14 protein-coding genes and 2 pseudogenes are annotated in these 20305 nt (G+C 70.1%); 9 read left to right on the top strand and 7 right to left on the bottom strand.

The annotated features are described in order from the left end of the window. Positions 1-48: 48 nt before the first annotated feature. From CP976_RS04170 to CP976_RS04150, 5 genes and pseudogenes are all read left to right on the top strand, one after another. The gene (locus tag CP976_RS04170) at positions 49-1317 is read left to right on the top strand and encodes a vanadium-dependent haloperoxidase (RefSeq protein WP_229876288.1); all 1269 of its coding nucleotides are present in this window, start codon (positions 49-51) and stop codon (positions 1315-1317) included. Positions 1318-1526: 209 nt separating this feature from the next. Next, entirely contained in the window at positions 1527-2735 is a 1209-nt protein-coding gene (locus tag CP976_RS04165) for an LLM class flavin-dependent oxidoreductase (protein WP_150479069.1), read from the top strand. A 21-nt stretch (positions 2736-2756) separates the two neighbouring features. Then, the gene (locus tag CP976_RS04160) at positions 2757-4130 is read left to right on the top strand and encodes an NtaA/DmoA family FMN-dependent monooxygenase (protein ID WP_150479068.1); all 1374 of its coding nucleotides are present in this window, start codon (positions 2757-2759) and stop codon (positions 4128-4130) included. A 306-nt stretch (positions 4131-4436) separates the two neighbouring features. After that, the gene (locus CP976_RS04155) at positions 4437-5003 is read left to right on the top strand and encodes a PadR family transcriptional regulator (RefSeq protein WP_150479067.1); all 567 of its coding nucleotides are present in this window, start codon (positions 4437-4439) and stop codon (positions 5001-5003) included. A 79-nt stretch (positions 5004-5082) separates the two neighbouring features. Next, a pseudogene (locus CP976_RS04150) lies at positions 5083-6799 on the top strand (acyl-CoA dehydrogenase family protein). Between the two features lie 118 nt (positions 6800-6917). Here the strand turns inward: CP976_RS04150 and CP976_RS04145 are convergent. Next, complete coding sequence (locus tag CP976_RS04145) at positions 6918-9602, bottom strand: SpoIIE family protein phosphatase (RefSeq protein WP_190147014.1); 2685 nt, start codon at positions 9600-9602, stop codon at positions 6918-6920. A 200-nt stretch (positions 9603-9802) separates the two neighbouring features. On the opposite strand from CP976_RS04145, the gene CP976_RS04140 reads away from it, so the two are divergent. Together CP976_RS04140 and CP976_RS04135 are read left to right on the top strand one after the other, a co-directional pair. Beyond that, positions 9803-10975, top strand: coding sequence for a PP2C family protein-serine/threonine phosphatase (locus CP976_RS04140; protein ID WP_229876286.1), 1173 nt, complete (start codon positions 9803-9805; stop codon positions 10973-10975). 69 nt (positions 10976-11044) lie between these two features. Beyond that, the gene (locus tag CP976_RS04135; protein WP_150485213.1) at positions 11045-11536 is read left to right on the top strand and encodes a nucleotidyltransferase domain-containing protein; all 492 of its coding nucleotides are present in this window, start codon (positions 11045-11047) and stop codon (positions 11534-11536) included. 76 nt (positions 11537-11612) lie between these two features. Here CP976_RS04135 and CP976_RS04130 read toward each other — a convergent pair whose 3' ends face one another. From CP976_RS04130 to CP976_RS04115, 4 genes are all read right to left on the bottom strand, one after another. Then, positions 11613-12581, bottom strand: coding sequence for an LLM class flavin-dependent oxidoreductase (locus CP976_RS04130; RefSeq protein WP_150479064.1), 969 nt, complete (start codon positions 12579-12581; stop codon positions 11613-11615). Then, positions 12578-13837, bottom strand: a complete 1260-nt coding sequence (locus CP976_RS04125; protein ID WP_150479063.1) for an MFS transporter — start codon at positions 13835-13837, stop codon at positions 12578-12580. The genes CP976_RS04130 and CP976_RS04125 overlap by 4 nt, the downstream gene beginning before the upstream one ends. Before the next feature lie 164 nt (positions 13838-14001). After that, positions 14002-15276 carry a serine hydrolase domain-containing protein gene (locus CP976_RS04120; protein ID WP_150479062.1) on the bottom strand — a complete coding sequence of 425 codons (1275 nt, stop codon included), beginning with the start codon at positions 15274-15276 and terminating at the stop codon, positions 14002-14004. After that, a complete protein-coding gene (locus tag CP976_RS04115; RefSeq protein ID WP_150479061.1) occupies positions 15276-16289 on the bottom strand; it encodes a sugar ABC transporter substrate-binding protein in 1014 nt (337 codons plus the stop codon). The genes CP976_RS04120 and CP976_RS04115 overlap by 1 nt, the downstream gene beginning before the upstream one ends. A gap of 188 nt (positions 16290-16477) precedes the next feature. Between CP976_RS04115 and CP976_RS04110 the strand changes: the two genes are divergently transcribed. Further along, on the top strand, positions 16478-17476 hold the full coding sequence (locus CP976_RS04110; protein WP_167537271.1) for a LacI family DNA-binding transcriptional regulator: 999 nt from the start codon (positions 16478-16480) through the stop codon (positions 17474-17476). A 38-nt stretch (positions 17477-17514) separates the two neighbouring features. After that, positions 17515-17720, top strand: a pseudogene (locus tag CP976_RS43570) (family 43 glycosylhydrolase); the annotation flags it as partial. A gap of 99 nt (positions 17721-17819) precedes the next feature. Here CP976_RS43570 and CP976_RS04100 read toward each other — a convergent pair. Both CP976_RS04100 and CP976_RS04095 read right to left on the bottom strand, forming a co-directional pair. After that, positions 17820-18503, bottom strand: coding sequence for a TetR/AcrR family transcriptional regulator (locus tag CP976_RS04100; protein WP_150479059.1), 684 nt, complete (start codon positions 18501-18503; stop codon positions 17820-17822). Between the two features lie 142 nt (positions 18504-18645). Beyond that, the gene (locus tag CP976_RS04095; RefSeq protein WP_150485212.1) at positions 18646-20301 is read right to left on the bottom strand and encodes an allophanate hydrolase; all 1656 of its coding nucleotides are present in this window, start codon (positions 20299-20301) and stop codon (positions 18646-18648) included. Between the last annotated feature and the right edge of the window lie 4 nt (positions 20302-20305).

Below are 20305 nucleotides of genomic sequence, written 5' to 3'. Positions count from 1 at the left end.
CCACCGAACTCGACAGGGCCCCGACAGCATGTCCGCGAAGGAGTACGCGTGAACCCGTTCAGAAACCGTCACCCCGTCCGTCCCGCCCTGGTGGCGCTGGGCTCGGCCGTCCTGCTGGCCGCCTCCGTCACCGTCCCGTCCGCCGGGGCTGCCGGGGCGGAGGAGCAGCCGCGTTCGTCCGTGGTGCTCGACTGGTACGACACGACAGCGGCCACCATCGCGGCGGGCGGCGCCCCGACGCAGATCACGAACAGCCGGATCTGGGCCGTCAGTTGGCTCGCGGCTGCCCGCGCCACCCGCCTGGTGCCGGCCGGCGTCGACCGGGGCGACTTCCAGGACGCGGCCCTGGCGTCCGCCGTGCACGACGCTCTGGTGGCGCTGGTCCCTTCCCGCACTGAGGAAGTGGACGCCGCTCTGCGCACGACGCTGGAGGGCGTTCCCGACGGACCGGCCGAGTCGGAGGGCGTGGCGGCCGGTGCCCGGCAGGCGCGGCTGGTGCTCGCCGCCCGCGAGGGTGACGGCCTCGACCCGGCCTCGGTCAACGCGCCGTTCACCGTCCCGCCGGCGGCCCCTGGAGTGTGGCAGCCGACCCCGCCCGCCTACGCCCCGGCCGCGCAGTACGGGAACCGGCTCGCCCGTCCCTTCCTGCTGGACAGCCCCGACCAGTACCGTCTGCCCGCCCCGCCCGCCCTGGACTCCGCGCGTTACCGCGCCGACCTGGCCGAAGTCCGTGCATACGGGGCGGTGGACAGCACCGTACGCACGGAGAAGCAGACAGAGACCGCCGACTTCTGGCTCGGCTCCTCACTGACGCTGTACACCGAGCCACTGCGGGTGGCCCTCGCCCGGTCACCGCAGTCCAGCGCCGGACGGGCCGGGCTGGTGGCCCTGTTCCACGTCGCCCTGGTGGACACGCAGATCGCCACCTCCGACACCAAGTACGCCTATCCGCGGTGGCGCCCGGTCACGGCCATCCGTGCCGGTTCGATCGACCCCGACCCCGCATGGACGCCGCTGCACACCACACCGGCCCATCCCGACTACCCCAGTGGCCACAACACGTACTCGGGCGCCGCGGAAGCGGTCCTGTCGGCGCTCGTCGGGCCGCGCACGGCGCCTTTCAAGCTGACCAGCCCCACCGCTCCCGGAGTGACCCGGACGTACACGGCCTGGAGCCGGCTGTCCCAGGAGAACGTGGATGCCCGCGTGTACTCCGGCATCCACACCCGCTCAGCCGACGAGGCCGGTCTCGTCCTCGGCGAGCGGGTCGCGACGCACGCCCTGCGCAACGCCGCGCGTCTGTTCGGCACGCTGTGAGCGGCACCGACCCGGACCATCGCGGCCGCGGCCCGGCCACGCGCCTCATCCGCGCGGTCCCGGCAGGCATCCGCGCCCGGCGCCACATCGACCTCAAGCGCGTTGCCGGCGCGCTCTGTTGCTCCTGACCCGTTCCTTCACCGCCGTTACCGCCTCATACGTGAGGCGGCCGGCGTTCTCGTCACGGACTTTCAGGAAGGCACCTGCTCGTGTCCTCAACACCTGCTTCTTCCCTGCACCTTGCCGTCGCCCTGGACGGCACCGGCTGGCATCCCGCCTCCTGGCGCGAGCCGGTGGCCCGCCCCCGGGACCTGTTCACCGCCGCATACTGGGCCGACCTGGTCGCGGAGGCCGAGCGCGGTCTGCTCGACTTCGTGACCATAGAGGACGGTCTCGGCCCGCAGTCCTCCCACTTCCTGGACCCGGACGAGCGCAACGACCAGGTGCGCGGCCGCCTCGACGCCGTCCTCGTCGCCTCGCGCGTCGCCCCGTTGACCCGGCACATAGGTCTGGTGCCGACGGTGGTCGCCACCCACACGGAGCCGTTCCACATCTCCAAGGCGATCGCCACCCTCGACTACGTGAGCGCCGGCCGCGCCGGCCTGCGCGTGCAGATCACCGCCCGCCCGAACGAGGCCGCGGACTTCGGCCGCCGCATCATCCCGCGCATCGATGCCTACGACAGCCCCGCCGCCCGGGAAGTGGTGACCGAGCTCTTCGACGAGGCCGCCGACTACGTGGAGGTGGTGCGCCGCCTCTGGGACAGCTGGGAGGACGACGCGGAGATCCGGGACGCCGCCACGGGCCGCTTCATCGACCGGGACAAGCTGCACTACATCGACTTCGAGGGACGACACTTCAGCGTCAAGGGCCCCTCGATCACGCCCCGCCCGCCGCAGGGCCAGCCGGTCGTCAGCGCCCTCGCCCATGACACCGTCCCGTACCGGCTCGTGGCCCGCGCCGCCGACATCGGTTACGTCACCCCGTACGACGCCGACGAGGCCCGCGCGATCGTCGCCCGGATCCGTGCCGAGCAGGACGCGGCGGGGCGAGCCGCCGAACCTCTGCATGTCTTCGGCGACCTGGTGGTCTTCCTCGACGACGACCCGGGCGCCGCGACCGCCCGCCGGGAACGGCTCGACGCGCTCGCGGCACAGCCGTACACAAGCGACACCCTCGTCTTCGCCGGCACCCCCTCCGGACTCGCCGATCTGCTCCAGGAGTTGCACAGCGCCGGGCTGAGCGGATTCCGGCTGCGCCCCGCCGTCGCCGGCCACGACCTCCCGGCGATCACCCGCGGTCTGGTCCCTGAGCTTCAGCGCCGGGGCGTCTTCCGCCGTGCCTACGAGGCCGACACCCTGCGCGGCCTGCTGGGCCTGGCGCGCCCCGCCAACCGCTATGCCGCCCCCACCACCTGAGCCGGAGGGACGTCCACGACCATGAGCAAGCCGTTGAAGCAGATCCACCTGGCCGCCCACTTCCCCGGCGTCAACAACACCACCGTGTGGAGCGATCCGCGGGCCGGCAGCCACATCGAGTTCAGCTCCTTCGCGCACTTCGCGCGCACCGCCGAACGCGCCAAGTTCGACTTCCTGTTCCTCGCCGAGGGACTCAGGCTCCGTGAACAGGGCGGAAAGATCTACGACTTGGACGTCGTCGGCCGCCCCGACACCTTCACCGTCCTCGCCGCGCTCGCCGCCGTCACCGAGCACATCGGCCTCACCGGAACCATCAACTCCACCTTCAACGAGCCCTACGAGGTGGCCCGCCAGTTCGCCGGCCTCGACCACCTCTCCGGCGGCCGCTCCGCCTGGAACGTCGTCACCTCCTGGGACGCCTTCACCGGCGAGAACTTCCGCCGCGGCGGATTCCTGCCCCAGGAGGAGCGCTACTCCCGCGCCAAGGAGTTCCTGGCCACGGCGAACGAACTCTTCGAATCCTGGCACGGTGACGAGATCCTCGCCGACCAGGAGACCGGCACCTTTCTGCGGGACGCCAAGGCCGGGGCCTTCGTCCACACCGGACAGCACTTCGACATCCACGGGCAGTTCAATGTCCCGCGCTCGCCGCAGGGCCGTCCGGTGATCTTCCAGGCCGGCGACTCCGACGAGGGCCGCGAGTTCGCCGCGCAGAGCGCGGACGCGATCTTCAGCCGGTACGCGACGCCGGAGGCGGGGCAGGCCTTCTACACGGACGTCAAGAACCGCCTCGCCAAGTACGGTCGTCGCCCCGACCAGTTGCTGATCCTGCCCGCCGCCACCTTCACGCTCGCCGACACCGACGCCGAGGCGGAGGAGCTGGCCAAGGTGGTGCGCCGCCAGCAGGTCAGCGGCGCCACCGCCATCAAGCACCTGGAATTCGTCTGGAACCGGGACCTGTCCTCCTACGACCCGGACGGGCCGCTCCCCGACATCGACCCGGACGTCAGCGACCACCACATCTCCAAGGGCCGCGCCCAGGTCCGCATGTACCGGGACCCCCTGGCCACCGCCCGCGAGTGGCGCGAGCTCGCCGCCGCGAACAACTGGTCGATCCGTGACCTGGTCATCGAGACCGGCAACCGGCAGAACTTCATCGGATCGGCGGAGACGATCGCCCGCACCATCAACGAGTTCGTGCAGGCCGACGCCAGTGACGGCTTCATCCTCGTGCCGCACATCACCCCTACCGGCCTCGACGAGTTCGCCGACAAGGTCGTCCCGCTGCTCCAGGAACAGGGCGTGTTCCGCACCGAGTACGAGGGCACGACCCTGCGCCACCACCTCGGCCTCGCGCACCCGGACGACGTCCGTGACGAACGGGTGGCGTCGTGAAGTTCCTCGCGATCATCTTGATCTTGCACCGCCCGGTCCGATCACCGGCTTTCGCACCCACGACCACGCCGACCGGGTGAGGTCGTACCGGCTGCTCGCGGAGGCGTGGAGCCGGAGACGAGGGGGAGGCCCGGCGCGCGGGAGACCGCCGCCGGGCCTCTCGCGCGCAGGCCGCGGGGAACGGTCGCGGGGCCGATCGGAGTGAACCCGCGCAACGAGGGTCGTCCACCGCCGCCCCGCGTGAGCCCTGTCTCACCTGGGCAGCGCCTCTTGGCTATGCAACGAGTTGCATATGAGGATCAAGGTATGGCGCTCGAACACGCGATCCTCGTCTCCCTGCTGGAGAAGCCGGGCTCCGGTTATGAGCTGGCCCGGCGGTTCGAGCGGTCCATCGGATACTTCTGGACCGCCACGCACCAGCAGATCTACCGCGTTCTCAAGCGCATGGAGAGCGAGGGCCTGCTCGCCGTCCGTGAGCTGTCGCAGCAGAGCCGGCCGGACAAGAAGGAGTACTCCGTCGTAGGCCCCGGCCGCACCGCCCTCTCTCAGTGGCTGCACGAATCGATCCAGCCCGAGAGCATGCGGCACGAACTCGCCGTGAAGATCCGCGGCGCGGCCTTCGACGACCCGTCCGTGCTGATCCGTGAGGTCGAACGGCACCGCCAGGTGCACATCGACCGGCTCGCGCACTATCTGGCCGGGGAGCTGCGCGACTTCACCGGCCCGGCGGCTCCCACCCCGCTCGACGCCGGTCAGGAACTGCAGCATGTCGTGCTGCGCGGCGGCATCGCGTACGAGCGGATGACGATCGCCTGGCTCGACGACGTACTGGCCACCCTCCGCCGGCTCGGCACGTCACCCCCGCACGTCTGACCTGCCGGCCACCGACGCCCGCACCCCGCGACCTTCAGACCCGCACCCTCCACCCTCAACCCTCGGAAGGCGGACCCACATGGCCGACCCCCTCCTCTTCAACCCCCGTACCTACGACCCGGCGCACTTCGACCCCGACACCCGCAGGTTGCTGCGTGCCACCGTCGACTGGTTCGAGGACCGCGGCAAGCGCAGGCTCATCGAGGACTACCGCTCCCGCGCCTGGCTGGCGGACTTCCTTGCCTTCGCAGCCAAGGAGGGGCTGTTCGCCACCTTCCTCACCCCGGCGTCCGCCGCCGGACACAAGGACCAGCGCTGGGACACGGCCCGGATCGCCGCCCTCAATGAGATCTTCGGGTTCTACGGTCTCGACTACTGGTACGCATGGCAGGTGACCATCCTCGGCCTCGGCCCGGTCTGGCAGAGCGACAACGCCGCAGGGGACCCGCGCGGCGGAACTCCTCGCCCAGGGTGAGGTGTTCGCCTTCGGTCTCTCCGAGAAGACCCATGGCGCCGACATCTACTCCACCGACATGCTGCTGACGCCGGACGGCGACGGCGGCTTCAGGGCGACGGGCTCCAAGTACTACATCGGCAACGGCAATGCCGCCGGGCTCGTCTCGGTCTTCGGCCGACGCGCCGACATCGAGGGCCCGGACGGCTACGTCTTCTTCGCCGCCGACAGCCGTCACCCGGCCTATCACCTCGTCAAGAACGTCGTGGACTCCTCGAAGTACGTCAGCGAGTTCCGCCTCGAGGACTACCCGGTGGGCCCGGACGACGTCCTGCACACGGGCCGCGCCGCCTTCGACGCCGCCCTCAACACCGTCAACGTCGGCAAGTTCAACCTCTGCACCGCCTCGATCGGCATCTGCGAGCACGCGATGTACGAGGCGGTCACCCACGCGCACAACCGCATCCTGTACGGCCGCCCCGTCACCGCCTTCCCGCACGTGCGCCGCGAGCTGGCCGACGCGTACGTCCGCCTGGTCGGCATGAAGCTGTTCAGCGACCGAGCCGTCGACTACTTCCGTTCCGCCTCGCCGGACGACCGCCGTTACCTGCTCTTCAACCCGATGACGAAGATGAAGGTGACCACGGAGGGCGAGAAGGTCATCGACCTGATGTGGGACGTGATCGCCGCCAAGGGCTTCGAGAAGGACACCTATTTCGCCCAGGCCGCCGTCGAGATCCGGGGGCTGCCCAAGCTCGAAGGCACGGTCCACGTCAACCTCGCGCTGATCCTCAAGTTCATGCGCAACCACCTCCTGCACCCCGCCGAGTTCGCGCCCGTACCGACCCGCCTCGACGCGGCCGACGACACGTTCCTCTTCGAGCAGGGACCGGCCCGTGGCCTCGGCTCCGTACGCTTCCACGACTGGCGCCCCGCCTACGACGCATACGCCGGCGTGCCGAACGTCGCCCGCTTCCGGGAGCAGGCCGACGCCCTGTGCGAGTTCGTCGCCACCGCGGCCCCCGACGAGGAGCAGAGCCGCGACCTCGATCTTCTTCTCGCCGTCGGCCAGCTGTTCGCACTGGTGGTGCACGGCCAGCTGATCCTGGAGCAGGCCCGCCTGACGGACCTGGACGAGGATGTGCTCGACGAGCTGTTCTCCGTCCTCGTCCGCGACTTCTCGGCCTTCGCCGTCGAACTGCACGGCAAGGACTCCGCCACGGCGGATCAGCAGCGCTGGGCGCTCGGTGCCGTCAGGCGTCCCGTCGTCGACGAAGCGCGTTCGGGACGCGTCTGGGAGCGTGTGGAGGCGCTGTCCGGGGCGTACGAGATGGCCCCGTGACAGTCCGCCCAGGGGGCTCGTCGACAGGTGACGGTCAGGGCCCCCGGGAGCAGTGACGCTCGCACCGTGGCCCTCCGCGCGACCTGCCGCGCGGGGGGCCACGGTGCGAGCCATGGGCTCAACGGACGACAACCTCGGGCAGGGCCTGTTCGGCCCAGATCACCTTGCCCTGCGGGGTGTACCGGGTGCCCCAGCGCTCAGCCATCTGCGACACCAGGAACAGGCCCCGGCCTCCCTCGTCGGTCGTCGCGGCGTACCGCAGATGCGGTGAGGTGCTGCTGCCGTCGGCCACCTCGCAGATCAGCGTGCGGTCGCGGATCAGCCGCACGTGGATCGGCCCGGCGCTGTAGCGGATGGCGTTGGTGATGAGCTCGCTCAGGATCAGCTCCATGGTGAAGCCGAGCTCTGACAGGCCCCATGCTTCGAGCCTTCGGGACACAGCGTCGCGCATACCCGAGACGGCGGCCGGGTCCGCTGGTACATCCCAGTCGGCGATGCGGTCGCGCGGCAGTACCCGAGTGCGGGCGATGAGCAGGGCGACGTCGTCCTTGGGACGATCGGGGAGCAGGCTGGCCAGCACCTCCTGGCAGGTCTCCTCGGGCGGCCGGCCGGAGTGGCCCGTCAGGGTGTCGCGCAGAATGTCCATTCCCACGTCCACGTCGCGTCTGCGGTCCTCGATGAGTCCGTCGGTGTACAGGACGAGCTGGGTGCCCTCCGCGAGGCACAGCTCCGCGGTCCGGAACGGCATGCCGCCGAGGCCCAGGGGCGGACCGGCCGGCACGTCCGGGAAGGTTACGGTTCCGTCGGGCTGGACCAGCGCGGGCGCCAGATGCCCCGCACGCGCCATGACGTAGTGGCGCGTCACGGGGTCGTAGATCCCGTACAGGCAGGTGGCGCCCACGACGCCCGCTGCGCTCTCTGCCGTCTCGTTCTGGTCGATGCGCCCGACCAGGTCGTCCAGATGGCTCAGCAACTCGTCGGGTGGCAGATCGAGGGCGGAGAAGTTGTGCACCGCGGTCCGCAGCCGTCCCATCGTGGCGGCGGCGTGCAGGCCGTGGCCGACCACATCGCCGACGGCCAGTGCCACCCGGCTCCCCGGCAGGGGAATCACGTCGAACCAGTCTCCGCCCACGCCCGACTGGGCGGGGAGGTAGCGGTAGGCGATGTCGAGGGCGTTCTGCTCCGGCATGGCCTGTGGCAGCAGGCTGCGCTGGAGGGTGACTGCCGTAGCGTGCTCACGGGTGTAACGGCGGGCATTGTCGATGCTTATCGCGGCACGGGCCACGAGCTCCTCCGCCAGCGACAGATCCTCTTCGTCGAAGGGCTCATGCGGGTGCGCGCGCCAGAAATTGGCCATGCCCAGCACGACGCCACGGGCCTGGATGGGGGCGCTGATGAGGGAGTGGATGCCGTGGTCGATGATCGCCTTGGCGCGCTCGGGGTCCTGCACGCGCCAGCCCGTGGCGGTCGGCAGATCGCTCACCAGCTGGGACCGGCCGCTGCCGTAGCCACGCGCCTGGGGCGTGGTGGGAAGGTAGTCGAAAAGCCGGCCCTGTTCGGAGAGCGGATGGTCGTCCTCAATGCCGCACACGGCCGCGCGTCGCATGTCCGTCGCCGTGAGGGCCGGCTCCTCGCCGTGCAGGACGGCGTCGGCCAGGTCCACGGTGACGAAGTCCGCGAAGCGAGGAATCGGGACCTGCGCCAACTCGTCGGCGGTGCGCAGCACGTCCAGGGTGGTACCGATGCGGAGTCCGGCGTCGTACAGCAGCCTGAGCCGCTCCCGTGCCACCTCCGCCCTGCCGGTCACCGCCTGCAGCTCGGTGGAGTCGCGCAGTGTCACCACCGTTCCCTCGGGGCCTCCTCCGAAGTCCGTGGGCCGTTGGTTGACCGCGAGCAGCCGCTCGCCCGCGAGGTGCACCTCGTCGGTGGCCTCGCGCCCGGAGACGAGCAGCGCCTTCGTCTCGGGATCGAGGCCCGGCAGCTCCGAGACGAGCTGCCCCTCGACGTCGGGGGGCAGCTCCAGCAGGCGTCTGGCTTCGTCGTTCGCCAGCATCAGCTGCCCGTCGGCGGCCACGATGAGTACCCCTTCCCGAACGGAGTGGAGCACCGTGTCGTGGTGCTCGTACATCAGGGTCATCTCGTCCGGGGCCAGGCTGTGTGTCTGGCGTCGCAGCCGCCTGCCCACCAGCGCCGTCACACCGGTGGACAGCGCGAGCGCTGCGGCCCCGGCGCCCAGGATGATCGGTAGTTGCCGGTGCAACTGACTTTCGACGTTCTCCACCTTCATCCCGGCCGAGACCAGGGCCACCACCTGGCTGTCGGCGTTCTCGATCGGGACCGTGGCCTGCACCTCGCGACCGAGCGGGCCGTCGACGCTCTCCACGTAGACCTTCCCCGCCAGCGGCGGCCCGATCTCGCCCACGAACCGCTTTCCGATGCGGTCCGGCAGGGGGTGCGTGTACCGGATGCCCTCGGTGTCCATGACCACGATGAAGTCGACGCCGGCGGCCCGGCGTGCCGCCTCGGTGAGCGGCTGGAGAGTCTTGCTCGGATCCGGGGTCTGCAATGCCGCCAGGACGCCTGGTGAGTGCGCGTAGGTCTGTGCCACGGCCGTGGAGCGCCGCCTGGCCTCGGCGCTGGAGTCCCGCTCCGACTGCAGGATGAGAGCGAAGACGCCGCAGGTCACGAGCAGCACTACCAGAGCCACCTGGAAAACCAGCACCTGCCCGGCCACGCTCCGCGTGCCCTTGCTGAGGAGGCGCTTGACTGATAGGTGTCGAAAACGGGCGAAAGGATTCGCCATGCGACCTTTTTAGCATCGGTGATCCCAAGGGGCCAGGGCTCGGCCGACCCGTGCCCGGCTGACTTCGGGCGCCCGGGTGGCAGGCGCCGCATGGCTTCGGCTCCTCCGGACGTGGCCGTCCGGTCCGGATTTCTCGCGTGCGGCCCATGATCTTTCCGCGCCTGATATCCGATTAGGCCGATATCATGCATTTTGTGATCATGTCTGCACGGCTGTGGCGCCGTCGCCCCGCCTACAGCGGCCGATGGGAAGCTGCCCGGCTGTCACCCCTCATCCTGACCGCCCTCATCGCAGGCCTGGCGTTCTCCACGCCCAGGGAGATCGCCTTCAGCCGCCTTCTGCCCGCAGCGCCCGCCCTTGCCGCCGCGATGTGGCCCGTCCTCCCCACGATCCTGTTGGGGGCGTTCTGCCTGCTGCTCATGATCGTCCTCAGCTTCTTCTACACCGATCTGGGGACGCAGTACACGGCGGCCGCGATCGTCGCGGTCACCCTGGCGGCCGCATACGGGAGTCATGTCCGACTCCAGCGTGAGGAAATGCTCTTCCAGATCCGGCTCGTCGCCGACGCAGCCCAGAAGGTGCTGCTGCGCCCGCTGCCACGCCGCATCGAGGGCGTCGAGATCGAGTCGCTGTACCTGGCGGCTCAGGAGCAGGCCCGGATCGGCGGCGACTTCTATGAGGCGATCGGTACACCGCACGGGGTCCGGCTGCTCATCGGCGACGTACGGGGCAAGGGCCTGTCCGCAGTGGGGGCGGCCTCGGCGGTGATCAGTTGCTTCAGGGAGGCCGCTTACGACGAGCCCGACCTGCAGGGCATCATCCACCGTCTCGAGACCGCCGTCACGCGCCACAGCGCTGCGTTTCCGGCCCAGGACCAGCCCGAGCACTTCGCCACTGCTCTCCTCGCCGAGATCCCGCACGACGGCGGCTACGTACGACTTCTCAACTGCGGGCATCCCCCGCCGCTGGTCACGCATCACGGAAAGGTCCGGGTCCTGGTCCCGACCATCGCCTCCCCGCCTCTCAACCTCGCAGCGCTCATCGGTGACCGTTACTGGGTCGACGTCGTCGCCTTCGACCCGGGGGACCAGCTGCTGCTCTATACGGACGGCGTATCGGAGGCCCGGGATCACGAGGGCGAGTTCTTCCCGCTGCCGGACTGGATGCGGCGGCAGGGCCTTGAGCAGCCCCGCGAGCTGCTCGACCAGTTGCACCGGGCTCTGCTGCAGCACAGCGGCGGAAGGCTCGACGACGACATCGCGGCCCTCGCGCTGAGGTCCTCCAACGCGCAGGGTGCTGGTGCGGGCCACGACGGAGACCGGGGGCAACCTGACGATCGAAACGCTGGAGCGGCTGGGTCGGCGACGCTGTGAAAAACCGCAGGTCCTGGCTCCGATCGATCGTAGGCTCTCCGTCTTGGGAGAGCGAAAGGCAGGGTGACCGTGACTGGCGATGATGTGTTGGAGATCTTGGACGCGCTCCGAAGGGCCGGCACGGATGTCTGGATCGGTGGAGGCTGGGGCATCGATGCCCTGCTGGGCAGGCAGACCCGCCCTCACCGGGATCTGGATCTCATACACCGCCGTGAGCAGGAACCGACTGTCGTTGCGGCTCTTGCCGAAGCCGGCTTCGCCGAATCGCTCGACTGGCGCCCCGTGCGCTTCGTCGTCGCGGATGCGACAGGACGCGAGATCGACCTGCATCCGCTGGTCTTCGCGCCCGATGGAAGTGCCACCCAGGCCTCGTCGGAACCAGGGTGCCCGTTCGTCTATCCGACGGCCTGCTTCGTCACCGGCACGATTCAGCACAGCACCGTTCCCTGCCTGTCCGCTGAACAGCAGGTCTACTTTCACCAGGGCTACGAGCCCAGCGACCGGGACCGCCACGACATGGCCCAGCTCCGCGAGGCATTCGGGATCACTACGCACTTTTGATCCGCCGCGCTCACGTGTCGCAGTGGCCAAGCCGGCAGTGCAGAGAAGGTCCGACCACACCAGATCTGCGACCTTGTCAGAGGATCTTGGCCAGACCGGCGAGCGCGGACCGGTAGTCGGGGCCGACCGGGCTGAGGACGGTGGTTGTGACGCCTGACTCGAAGAGGTCTTGTACGCGGGCACGGACCTGGTCGGGGGTGCCCGTCAGGGCCAGCCGGTGTGCCCACTCCTCGGGTATCGCCAGAGCGAACTCCTGGGCGCTCTTGCTGGTGTGGCGCAGCGCGGTGAGCTCGTCATGGAAGCCGAGGGGGACGATGTGGGGCGCCCAGTCGGGATCGCCCAAGGGTTGCAGGGCGGGCCGTGCCGCGCAGAGGGCGTTGTGCGGGTCGTCGTCGACGACGGTGATGTTGTAGGCGGTGATCCGGTGCGGGCGCTGCGGGTTGATGCTGGTGAGGGCTTGGCGGACGTACTCGGGTGATACCGGCTCGGCGAGCAGGGTGCCGTCGGCCACTTCACCGGCGAGGGCGAGCGACTTGGGGCCGCGCACGCCGGCGAAGATGTCGGGGGCGTGCTCGGGCAGCGCCGATGGGTCCAGGCGTAGTCCGTCGAGCCGGATATAGCGACCGTCCGTATCGGCCGGCCGACCTGCCAGCAGTGTCTTGAGCGTGTGGATGTACTCGCCCAGCAATGTCAGAGGGCTGGCCGGCCAGGCTCCGACGCTGCGCATCCAGTCGGGCATGCCGTGTCCGACCGCGATGTCGAGGCGGCTCGGGTGGAGTTGGGCGAGAGTGGCCACTTCCATCGCGGCGAAGGCGACGTTGCGGGCCGCGGCGGGCAGCAGCCCGACTCCGACGCGGATCCGGCGGGTGCGGGCCAGCACGGTGGCGGCCTGGACAAGCCCTCCGCGGTAGCCGAGGTCTTCGACGACCCACAGTTCGTCGAAGCCGTAGGCGTCCGCTTCCTGCGCGAAGGCGATGACGTCGGCCTGGGGGATGTCGCGGGGGAGGAGGACGCCGATCGTGCCGGACGCTACCTGCGGGCTCATGAGCGGCCTCCTTGGTGCTGCTCTGCGGGAGTGGTGCCGGGGCGCGTGCGCTGGGACAGGTCCACCGTGGCGGCGGCGCGGTCACGGGTGTCGGCGGCGGGAGCGATGAGGATGGCGGCGGCCACGAACACCAGAACCACCACCATGGCCGAGCGCAGCCCGTAGTGGTCGCCCAGGAACCCGAGGGCGGGCGGCCCCACGAGGAAGGCGACGTAGCCGATGACGGCGACCAGCGAGACGCGGGCGGTCTGGTCGGGACCTGAGTCCCCCGCCGCCGACAGGGCCACCGGGAAACCGAGGGAAGCCCCAAGCCCCCAGAAAAGCACGGCCGCTGCCGCTACGACAGCGTTGTCGGAGAAGATGACCAGGAGGAGTCCGACGGCACCGGAGACGGCGCTCGCGCGCACGACAGCGGCCCGCCCGAAACGACTGAGGAAGAAGCTGCCGCTGAAGCGGCCCAGGGTCATCGCCGCCGCGAACCCCACAAAGACGAGCGAGCCCATCGCGGCGTCAAGGCCGTGGCCGTCGACCATGAGCAGCGGCAGCCAGTCGTTGGCGGCGCCCTCGGCCAGCGCCATGGCCAGCACGATGGCGCCGATCAGCAGCAGTTTCCGGTCCTTCCACACCTGCGGCTTGGATGGTTGCCCCGGGACCGGCCCCGGCATCGACGGCGCGGTGCTGATGCCGATACCGGCGGGGACGGCACGAAGAGCGTGGACCAGCATCCCCGTGGCGACCAGGGCGACCACGGTCAGATGCCAGTGAACGGGGAGCGCGACGGCGGTGGCCGCCATTCCGGCCGACCCCCCGATGACCGTGCCCAGGCTGAAGCAGCCGTGCAGCGTGGGCAGCACCGCGGTCCCGGTGATGCGCTCCACGTCGGCGCCGTCCACGTTGACCGCCACTTCGCCCCCGCCCATGCCCGCGCCGAACAGGCACAGCCCCGCGGTGACCAGGGGTGCCGACCGCACGGCGCTGCCCATCCCGATGACGACCGTGCCCGCGATGATCAGGAGCGTGCCGAGCGCGATGACCGGCCGGGTGCCGAACCGGGATACGAAACGGCCGGAACACAGGATGCCGATCATGGAACCGATGGACAGACCGAACAGGACCAGCCCCATCTGTCCAGTGGACAAGCTCAGTTGATCGCGGACATCGGGGGTGCGCGTGACCCAGGACGACATGGCGATGCCTGGAAGGAAGAACAAGAGGAACAAAGCTCGACGGCGTCGGCGTACGGCGCGGTCTGCCAAGGGGGAACTCCGCTGGGTTTGGAGGAACGGTTCGGCAGGGGAGACGTCGGATCGTTTGTCGAGTATCCGCACACTCGGCAAGCGATCGACAAGAGAAAGAGAAGGGGGACGGCTTCAAATGCGTCTTGGGCGGCGCGGTACGCCTCGATGCGCTCGCGTACCTTTCATTCGGTCGTGCTGCGGCCGGATGCGTTCAGACAGTGCCTCGCTGCCGCGACGAGTGTGAGGGCTGCGGCACTCGCTCCGCCGACAGGCGGGCTGACGTTGGTCGTGAAGGCCATGCCGACGGAGAACCGAGGATCGGCCAGCGCGAGCGAGCCGGCGTGTCCGTCATGCCCGTACGAGGCAGGCCCGAGGAGGGGAAGACGAGCCGTGGGCCTTTGGACTCCGGAACCGAAGTGGGACGGCTCGCCGAGGACCTCGTCGGGCCCGATGGAGCGGGTACGGGCGAGCGCGGCACTGCTCTCGGTGTCCAGCAGGCGCACACCGTCAACCGGTCCGACGGTCGCGGCATACAGCCGTGCCAGGTCGCGGGCACCGGCGACCAGGTTGGTCGCGGGCCAGGGCGCTGCGAGAACGTCCGGCTGATTGAAGACCGAGGGGTCGTCGAGCAGTCCGAGGCCGACGGCATCGAAGAGCCGCCCGGGGCGGGCCGACTGCAGCGGGGTGCGCATCGGAGGGCGTGTCCGCAGCGGCAGCACGTCGTCGTTGTCGGAGGGCGGAACGCCGAGAGCGAGGTCGAGACCGAGCGGTTGCCGGATGTGTGCGTGGATGTACTCGGCGACGCTGGTGCCCAGGGCCCGCTGGAAGACGCCGTCGAGCAGGGCTCCGTAGGTGATGGCGTGGTAGCCGTGCTTCGTCCCCGGTTCCCAGGAGGGCTCCTGCTGCTCCAGGGCGGTCTCGAGCTTGCCGGCCACGTGGTCTGCCACGGTGAGCTCCTGGTCGACCAGGGGCAGCCCCGCCTGATGGCTGAGCACGTGACGGGTGGTGATGCGGCGGGTCGCTGTCCGTCGCATGGCGGGCCAGACATCGCAGATCGGGGCATCGAGGTCGAGCCGTCCGGCAGCGTGCGCGTGCTGGGCGGCGATCGCCGAGACGCCTTTGGAGACGGAGAACAACAGGTACCGGGCGTCGCTGGGACCTCCGTGCGACAGGTCTACGACTGGATGCCCGTCCAGGTGGATCGCCAGGGCGGCGGCACCGTCTCCCTGTTCCGCGACGACTCGCGCGAACACATCGGCGAGGGCTGCGAACGGGGCCCGGGCCCAGCCTTCCACCCGCACGGCACCGGCTTCGGTGCGGCCCGTGGCTCTCCCGTGCGGCTGGCGCGCCGGCTCTCGGGTGACTGAGGTGGCCGAGTCGCCTGCGGCGACGGAACCGGTGGGGCCGTGGACCGGCGATGTGGTCACCGCCGGCACCGACCGCCGGTCCAGGCTCATCAACGGGTGCCCTTCGCGGCGAACTGGGCGATCTGGTCGACGTTGGACTTGTCGACGAAGGCCGGGCCGGTCAGGATCGCCTGTTCACCGCCGCCCATGTAGTTGCCGTTGTTCTTGTACAGCCACAGCGAGTCGATCGCCAGGTAGCCCTGGAGGTACGGCTGCTGGTCGACCGCGAACTGGATCGTGCCCTTGCTGATGGCGCCGGTGAGATCCTTGTTCAGGTCGAAGGTGGCGATCTTCGCCTCGCTGCCCGCCTCGGACACGGACTGCACGGCGGTCAGCGCGTACGAGGCACCGAGGCTGACGATGTAGTCGATGGAGCTGTCCTGCTTCAGCTTGGCTGTGATCGTCGACTTCACGGACGGCATGTCGGTGCCATTGACGTAGAGGTTCTCCGTCTTGCCCTGGAATGTCTTCTTCACGCCGTCGCAGCGCTGGGTGAGGCCGATGTTGCCCTGCTCGGTGATGACGCAGACGGCCTTCTTGGCGCCGACCTCGTTCAGCTTCTTGCCGAACGCCTCGCCGGCCACGCTCTCGTCCTGCCCGAAGAACTCCGTCAGGCCGAGCTTCTTCCACTCGCTCACACCGGAGTTGAGGCCGACGACGGGGATACCCGCTGCCGTGGCCTTGCGCACGACGTCCTTCATGGCCTCCGGCTTGGCGAGCGTGATCGCGATGCCGTCGACCTTCTGATCGACGGCGTTCTGGACCAGGTTGGCCTGGTTGCCCGCGCTCGGGTCGTTGGAGTAGACGAGCCGGATGTTGTCCTTCGCGGCGGCCGCCTCGGCGCCCTTGCGGACGATGTCCCAGAAAGTGTCGCCGGGCCCTTGGTGGGTGATCATCGCGACCGTCAGACGGGGAGTGGTCGCCTTGCCCGCGGAGGCGCCGTCGGCGCTTTCCTCGGCCTGCTTCCCGCCCGAGCCGCTGGAGCAGCCGGCGAGGGTCAGTGCCGTGGCCGTGGCCACGGCCACGAGGGAGGCGGATCTGCGCGGATGAGAAGAGCGGTGCATCTGTCCTGGACCTTACTGTGCGACAGGGAGAGAAAAGAGGGGACCGCGCGAGCTCAGAACCTGAGGTCCTGGAGATCGCGTGGCTCGAGCGGCGTCGCGGCGCCGGACAACGGCATTCTGTTGGAGCGCTCCAATGGCCTACACTTTGGAGCGCTCCAACAGGTACGTCAATAGGTCCGGGAGGCTGCGTGTCGGTAACGCTGGAGGACGTCGCGGCCCGAGCCGGCGTATCGCGGTCCCTGGCCAGCCTGGTGATGCGGAACGATCCCCGCGTCTCCGCACGGCGCCGGGAGGCAGTGCTGAAGGCGGCGGCCGAGCTGGGCTACCGCCCCAATGCCCATGCCGCCCAGCTCGCCAGCCGGCGCACCATGACGGTGGGGGTCGTCCTGGCGGAGCTGCGCAATCCCGTCTACACGGAGATCTTCACCGGCGTCCAGGAACAGGCGGAGCAGGCCGGCTACGGAGTGCTCCTCACCGGCGGAGAGCTTCTGACCTCGGACACCGAGCGACGGGCCATCGACGGTCTGCTCGAGCACCGGGTGGACGGCATTGTCCTCGTCGGTCCCCGTCTGGCGTCGAAGGACCTGCGCGAGCTGGCCGACCGCGTGGCCCTGGTTGTCGTGGGCCGTCATGTACAGGGCGTCGACTCGGTCGCGGTCGACACCCGGCACGGCACCCGCCTCGCCGTCGAACATCTCGTCGGCCTCGGCCATGAGGACATCGCCCACATTGACGGCGGCAAGGGTCCTGGGGCCGAGAGTCACCGCCGGGCTTACCTCGACACCATGGAGCAGCATGGACTGTCCGCATACAGCCGCATCGTCCGTGGCGACTACACCGAGCACGGCGGGAGGCGAGCAGCGGAGATCCTGCTGTCGAGTTCCCGCCCTCCCACCGCTGTTTGCGCGGCCAACGACCTGTCCGCTCTCGGTGTCCTCGCGGCCCTCAAGCATCGAGGGATGAGCGCGCCGGAAGACCTGTCGCTGATCGGCTTCGACAACACGGTTTTCGCCCAGTTCGGCTATATCGACCTGACCACAATCGACACCCCCCGCCAAGACATGGGAGCGACCGCGGTGACCATACTGACCGCCCGGATCGAGGACACCGGCCGCCCGACCCGCCCCGTGCAACTCGCTCCACGGCTCATCGTGCGCTCCACCACCGTCCCGCACCCCGGGGTGTAGCCCGCGCGGTACACGGGGCGGACGGCCAGGCTGCGGCAGGGATCCATGCGCCCACGCTCCGCTACCACGACGGCCGCTCCTGGCCGACCGTCACGAATCTGAGCGGCGACGGCAACCGGCTGTTCACGGCGACCGATCCGACCCGCCCCTGGTCCGACCCGGTCCGGCTGTCCGGGCTGCACGGCATCGACCCGGACCTGGCCTCGACGACGACGGCGACTGCTGGTGCAAAACGGCTGGCCTGCTTCGCCGCCAATACCGCGACGGAGCGTACAGGCACCATGATCGGTGAACCCGCAGAGCAGATGCTCACAATTGCTCGATTCGCCCGTCGAGCCGCCGGTCAGTCGAAGCGGCTCAGCAGGACCCGTGACTCGTCCCTGGCGGCGGCCACCTCCGACTCGCCGAGCCCGCACAGCCGCAGGCACGAGGACGCGATGACATCGGTGTCGGCCGCTTCCGGCTCACGAGAACGCCGTATCTGAATGACGACCTCGACCAACTGGATCAGCAGTTCGCCGATCCGCTCGGCGGGCACGCTGCGGGCGACGCCCTCGGCCGCCGCCTGGGCGCCGAGAATGCCGTAACTCTCCTGCAGCCGGCCCCGCTCGGCTCGGAAGGCGTCGAAACGCTCGGCCCGCACCTCCGGCAGCAGATAGAGCGTGCCGATGTTGTACGAAGTGCGGCAGAGGGTGCGTACATCCATCGCGGCCACCGCGTAGAGCGCCGCGGCCGGAGTCGCCCGCTCGGGCACCAGTGCCTGGATCCGCTCCACCATCTGAAGACTGGGGCGCACGGAAGTGGCCAGCAGCTCGGCGAGGATCTCTTCCTTGGTGGCGAAGTGGTAGTAAAGGGAGGCCTGCCTGATGCCCACCCGTTCGGCGATCATCCGGGTGCTCGTGCTGGCGATCCCGCGTTCCACGAAGAGCGCGCCCGCGGCGTCGATGATCTGTTCCCGGGCGGAGGCGCCAGGGTCGGACGGCGGCGCGTGCCGGGGTCTGCCTTGGCGGGGACGCGTGATCGACATATGTCCATCCTGCCACCTTGGTGGCGGACCTCTTCGGTGCCCGGTACTCGAACACGGCGGCCGGGAGCACGAAGAAGCACCAACGTCTGCGCCGGTCATGCTGTTGACGCAGGCTTGAATGCCGCCCCCTGTCGCCTGACGGTCATACGGACGCCTGATAGGCCCGCCAGCCGCCGAAGCGAGTGATGTCGGGCGCGCCCTCGACGGCGTACGGCTCCACGAGGAAGCCGCTGACCTGTCGCCCGTCGGCCAGCTCGACGGTACCGATGGTCATCGGCGCGGGAGCGGCGGTGGTGAACGCCCCGAACCCCGAAGCCGGCAGCCGCCAGATCTCACCCTCGATGCCTCTTCCCGCCCCGCCCTCGGGCACCCGGACCAGGCCCGGCTTGGGCGGTTCGGTGGCCAGGGCGTACAGCCGGTAGCCGTCGGCGGTGCGGGCCGGGCCCACCAGTGTGCCGCCCGCCTGCACCAACTGGGCGTTGAGCGGCTGCCCCGTGAGGTGGGCGCCGACCACGAACAGGTCGAGCCCCGGGTTGGCGAACCGCTCGGCGAGGGCGGCAAGGGCGCGGTCGGAGAACGCCGGGCCGGTGAACATCACGCCGAACGGCAGGCCGTCCACGAACCCGGCGGGGACGGCGAGCGAGGCGTGGTCCAGCAGGTTGGCGAAGTTGGTGAAGCGCCCCATCCGGGCGTTGGCGCCGACCGGATCGGCCGCCACCTCGTCGAGGGTGGGGTGCCAGGTGGTGGTCGGGGTCAGGAGCGCGGCGCAGCCGTCGAGGGCCGCGCGTCCGGCGGCGCCGAGGGCGGCGAGGCGGGCGGTGTCGGCGGCCCAGTCGGCGGCGGTCTTCTCCCGCCCGGCCAGCACGATGGAGGCGACGGTGGGGTCGAGATCCGTACCGATCAGGTCGCGGTGCTTCTCCAGGTGCCCGCCCACGGCGGCGTACCGCGCGGCGACGAACGCGCCGCCGTACAGCAGTTGCGCCGCCTCCAGCAGTGGCGTGATGTCGGCCTCGACGATCTCCGTCCCGGTGCTCGCCAGGCGGGCGACCGCGGCGTCGAAGGCCTCACGCCAGCCGTCGGCCATGCCCTCCAGGTGCCGTGGCCCCGGGACGGCGACCTTGGGGCGCGCGGGTGGCAGCGAGAGCTGGGGGCCCGTGCGGCAGAGCGGGTCGGCCGGGTCGGGGCCCTCGACGATCTCCGCGGTGACGCGGGCGAGCCGCAGGTCGCGGGCGAAGACGGTCACGCAGTCGAGGGTCTGGCACGCGGGAACCACTCCGGTCACGGGCACCAGACCCTTGGTCGGCTTGACCCCGACGATGCCGTTGAGGGCGGCGGGCACCCGTCCGGAGCCGGCCGTGTCGGTGCCGAGCGCGATGTCGGCGATGCCCAACGCGACCGCGACGGCGGAACCGGAGGACGAGCCGCCGGAGATGCGGGTCGTGTCCCAGGCGTTGCCTACCGCCCCGTAGGGGCTGCGGGTGCCGACCAGGCCGGTGGCGAACTGGTCCAGATTGGTCTTCCCGAGCACCACCGCGCCGGCCGCGCGCAGTCGCGCCACCGCGGGCGCGTCGGCCGGCGGCAGGTAGGCGTACGACGGGGCGCCCGCGGTCGTGGGCAGGCCGGCCACGTCGATGTTGTCCTTCACGGCCGCGACCAGGCCGGCCAGAGGCAGCGCCGGGTCGATCCCGGCCGCCTCGGCGAGCACCTCGCTGCGGGGCCTGAGGTGGATCCAGATCTCGGGCCGGCCGGCGCTCTCGATGCGGTCGTACGCGGCCTCGACGCGTGCGGTCGTCGTCATGGCG

Origin of the sequence: Streptomyces coeruleorubidus (genome assembly GCF_008705135.1) — a bacterium.
Taxonomy (GTDB): domain Bacteria; phylum Actinomycetota; class Actinomycetes; order Streptomycetales; family Streptomycetaceae; genus Streptomyces; species Streptomyces coeruleofuscus.
Note: the sequence above shows the minus strand (reverse complement) of the source record. Positions and strands in the feature narration are given on the sequence as shown.

Bases quoted from the DNA above. Each gene is read 5' to 3' on its own strand.
- CP976_RS04160 (WP_150479068.1), top strand. From the start codon at position 2,757: ATGAGCAAGCCGTTGAAGCAGATCCACCTGGCCGCCCACTTCCCCGGC.
- CP976_RS04120 (WP_150479062.1), bottom strand. From the start codon at position 15,276: ATGAGCCTGGACCGGCGGTCGGTGCCGGCGGTGACCACATCGCCGGTC.
- CP976_RS04145 (WP_190147014.1), bottom strand. From the start codon at position 9,602: ATGGCGAATCCTTTCGCCCGTTTTCGACACCTATCAGTCAAGCGCCTC.
- CP976_RS04130 (WP_150479064.1), bottom strand. From the start codon at position 12,581: ATGAGCCCGCAGGTAGCGTCCGGCACGATCGGCGTCCTCCTCCCCCGC.
- CP976_RS04140 (WP_229876286.1), top strand. From the start codon at position 9,803: ATGTCTGCACGGCTGTGGCGCCGTCGCCCCGCCTACAGCGGCCGATGG.
- CP976_RS04095 (WP_150485212.1), bottom strand. From the start codon at position 20,301: ATGACGACGACCGCACGCGTCGAGGCCGCGTACGACCGCATCGAGAGC.
- CP976_RS04100 (WP_150479059.1), bottom strand. From the start codon at position 18,503: ATGTCGATCACGCGTCCCCGCCAAGGCAGACCCCGGCACGCGCCGCCG.
- CP976_RS04115 (WP_150479061.1), bottom strand. From the start codon at position 16,289: ATGCACCGCTCTTCTCATCCGCGCAGATCCGCCTCCCTCGTGGCCGTG.
- CP976_RS04155 (WP_150479067.1), top strand. From the start codon at position 4,437: ATGGCGCTCGAACACGCGATCCTCGTCTCCCTGCTGGAGAAGCCGGGC.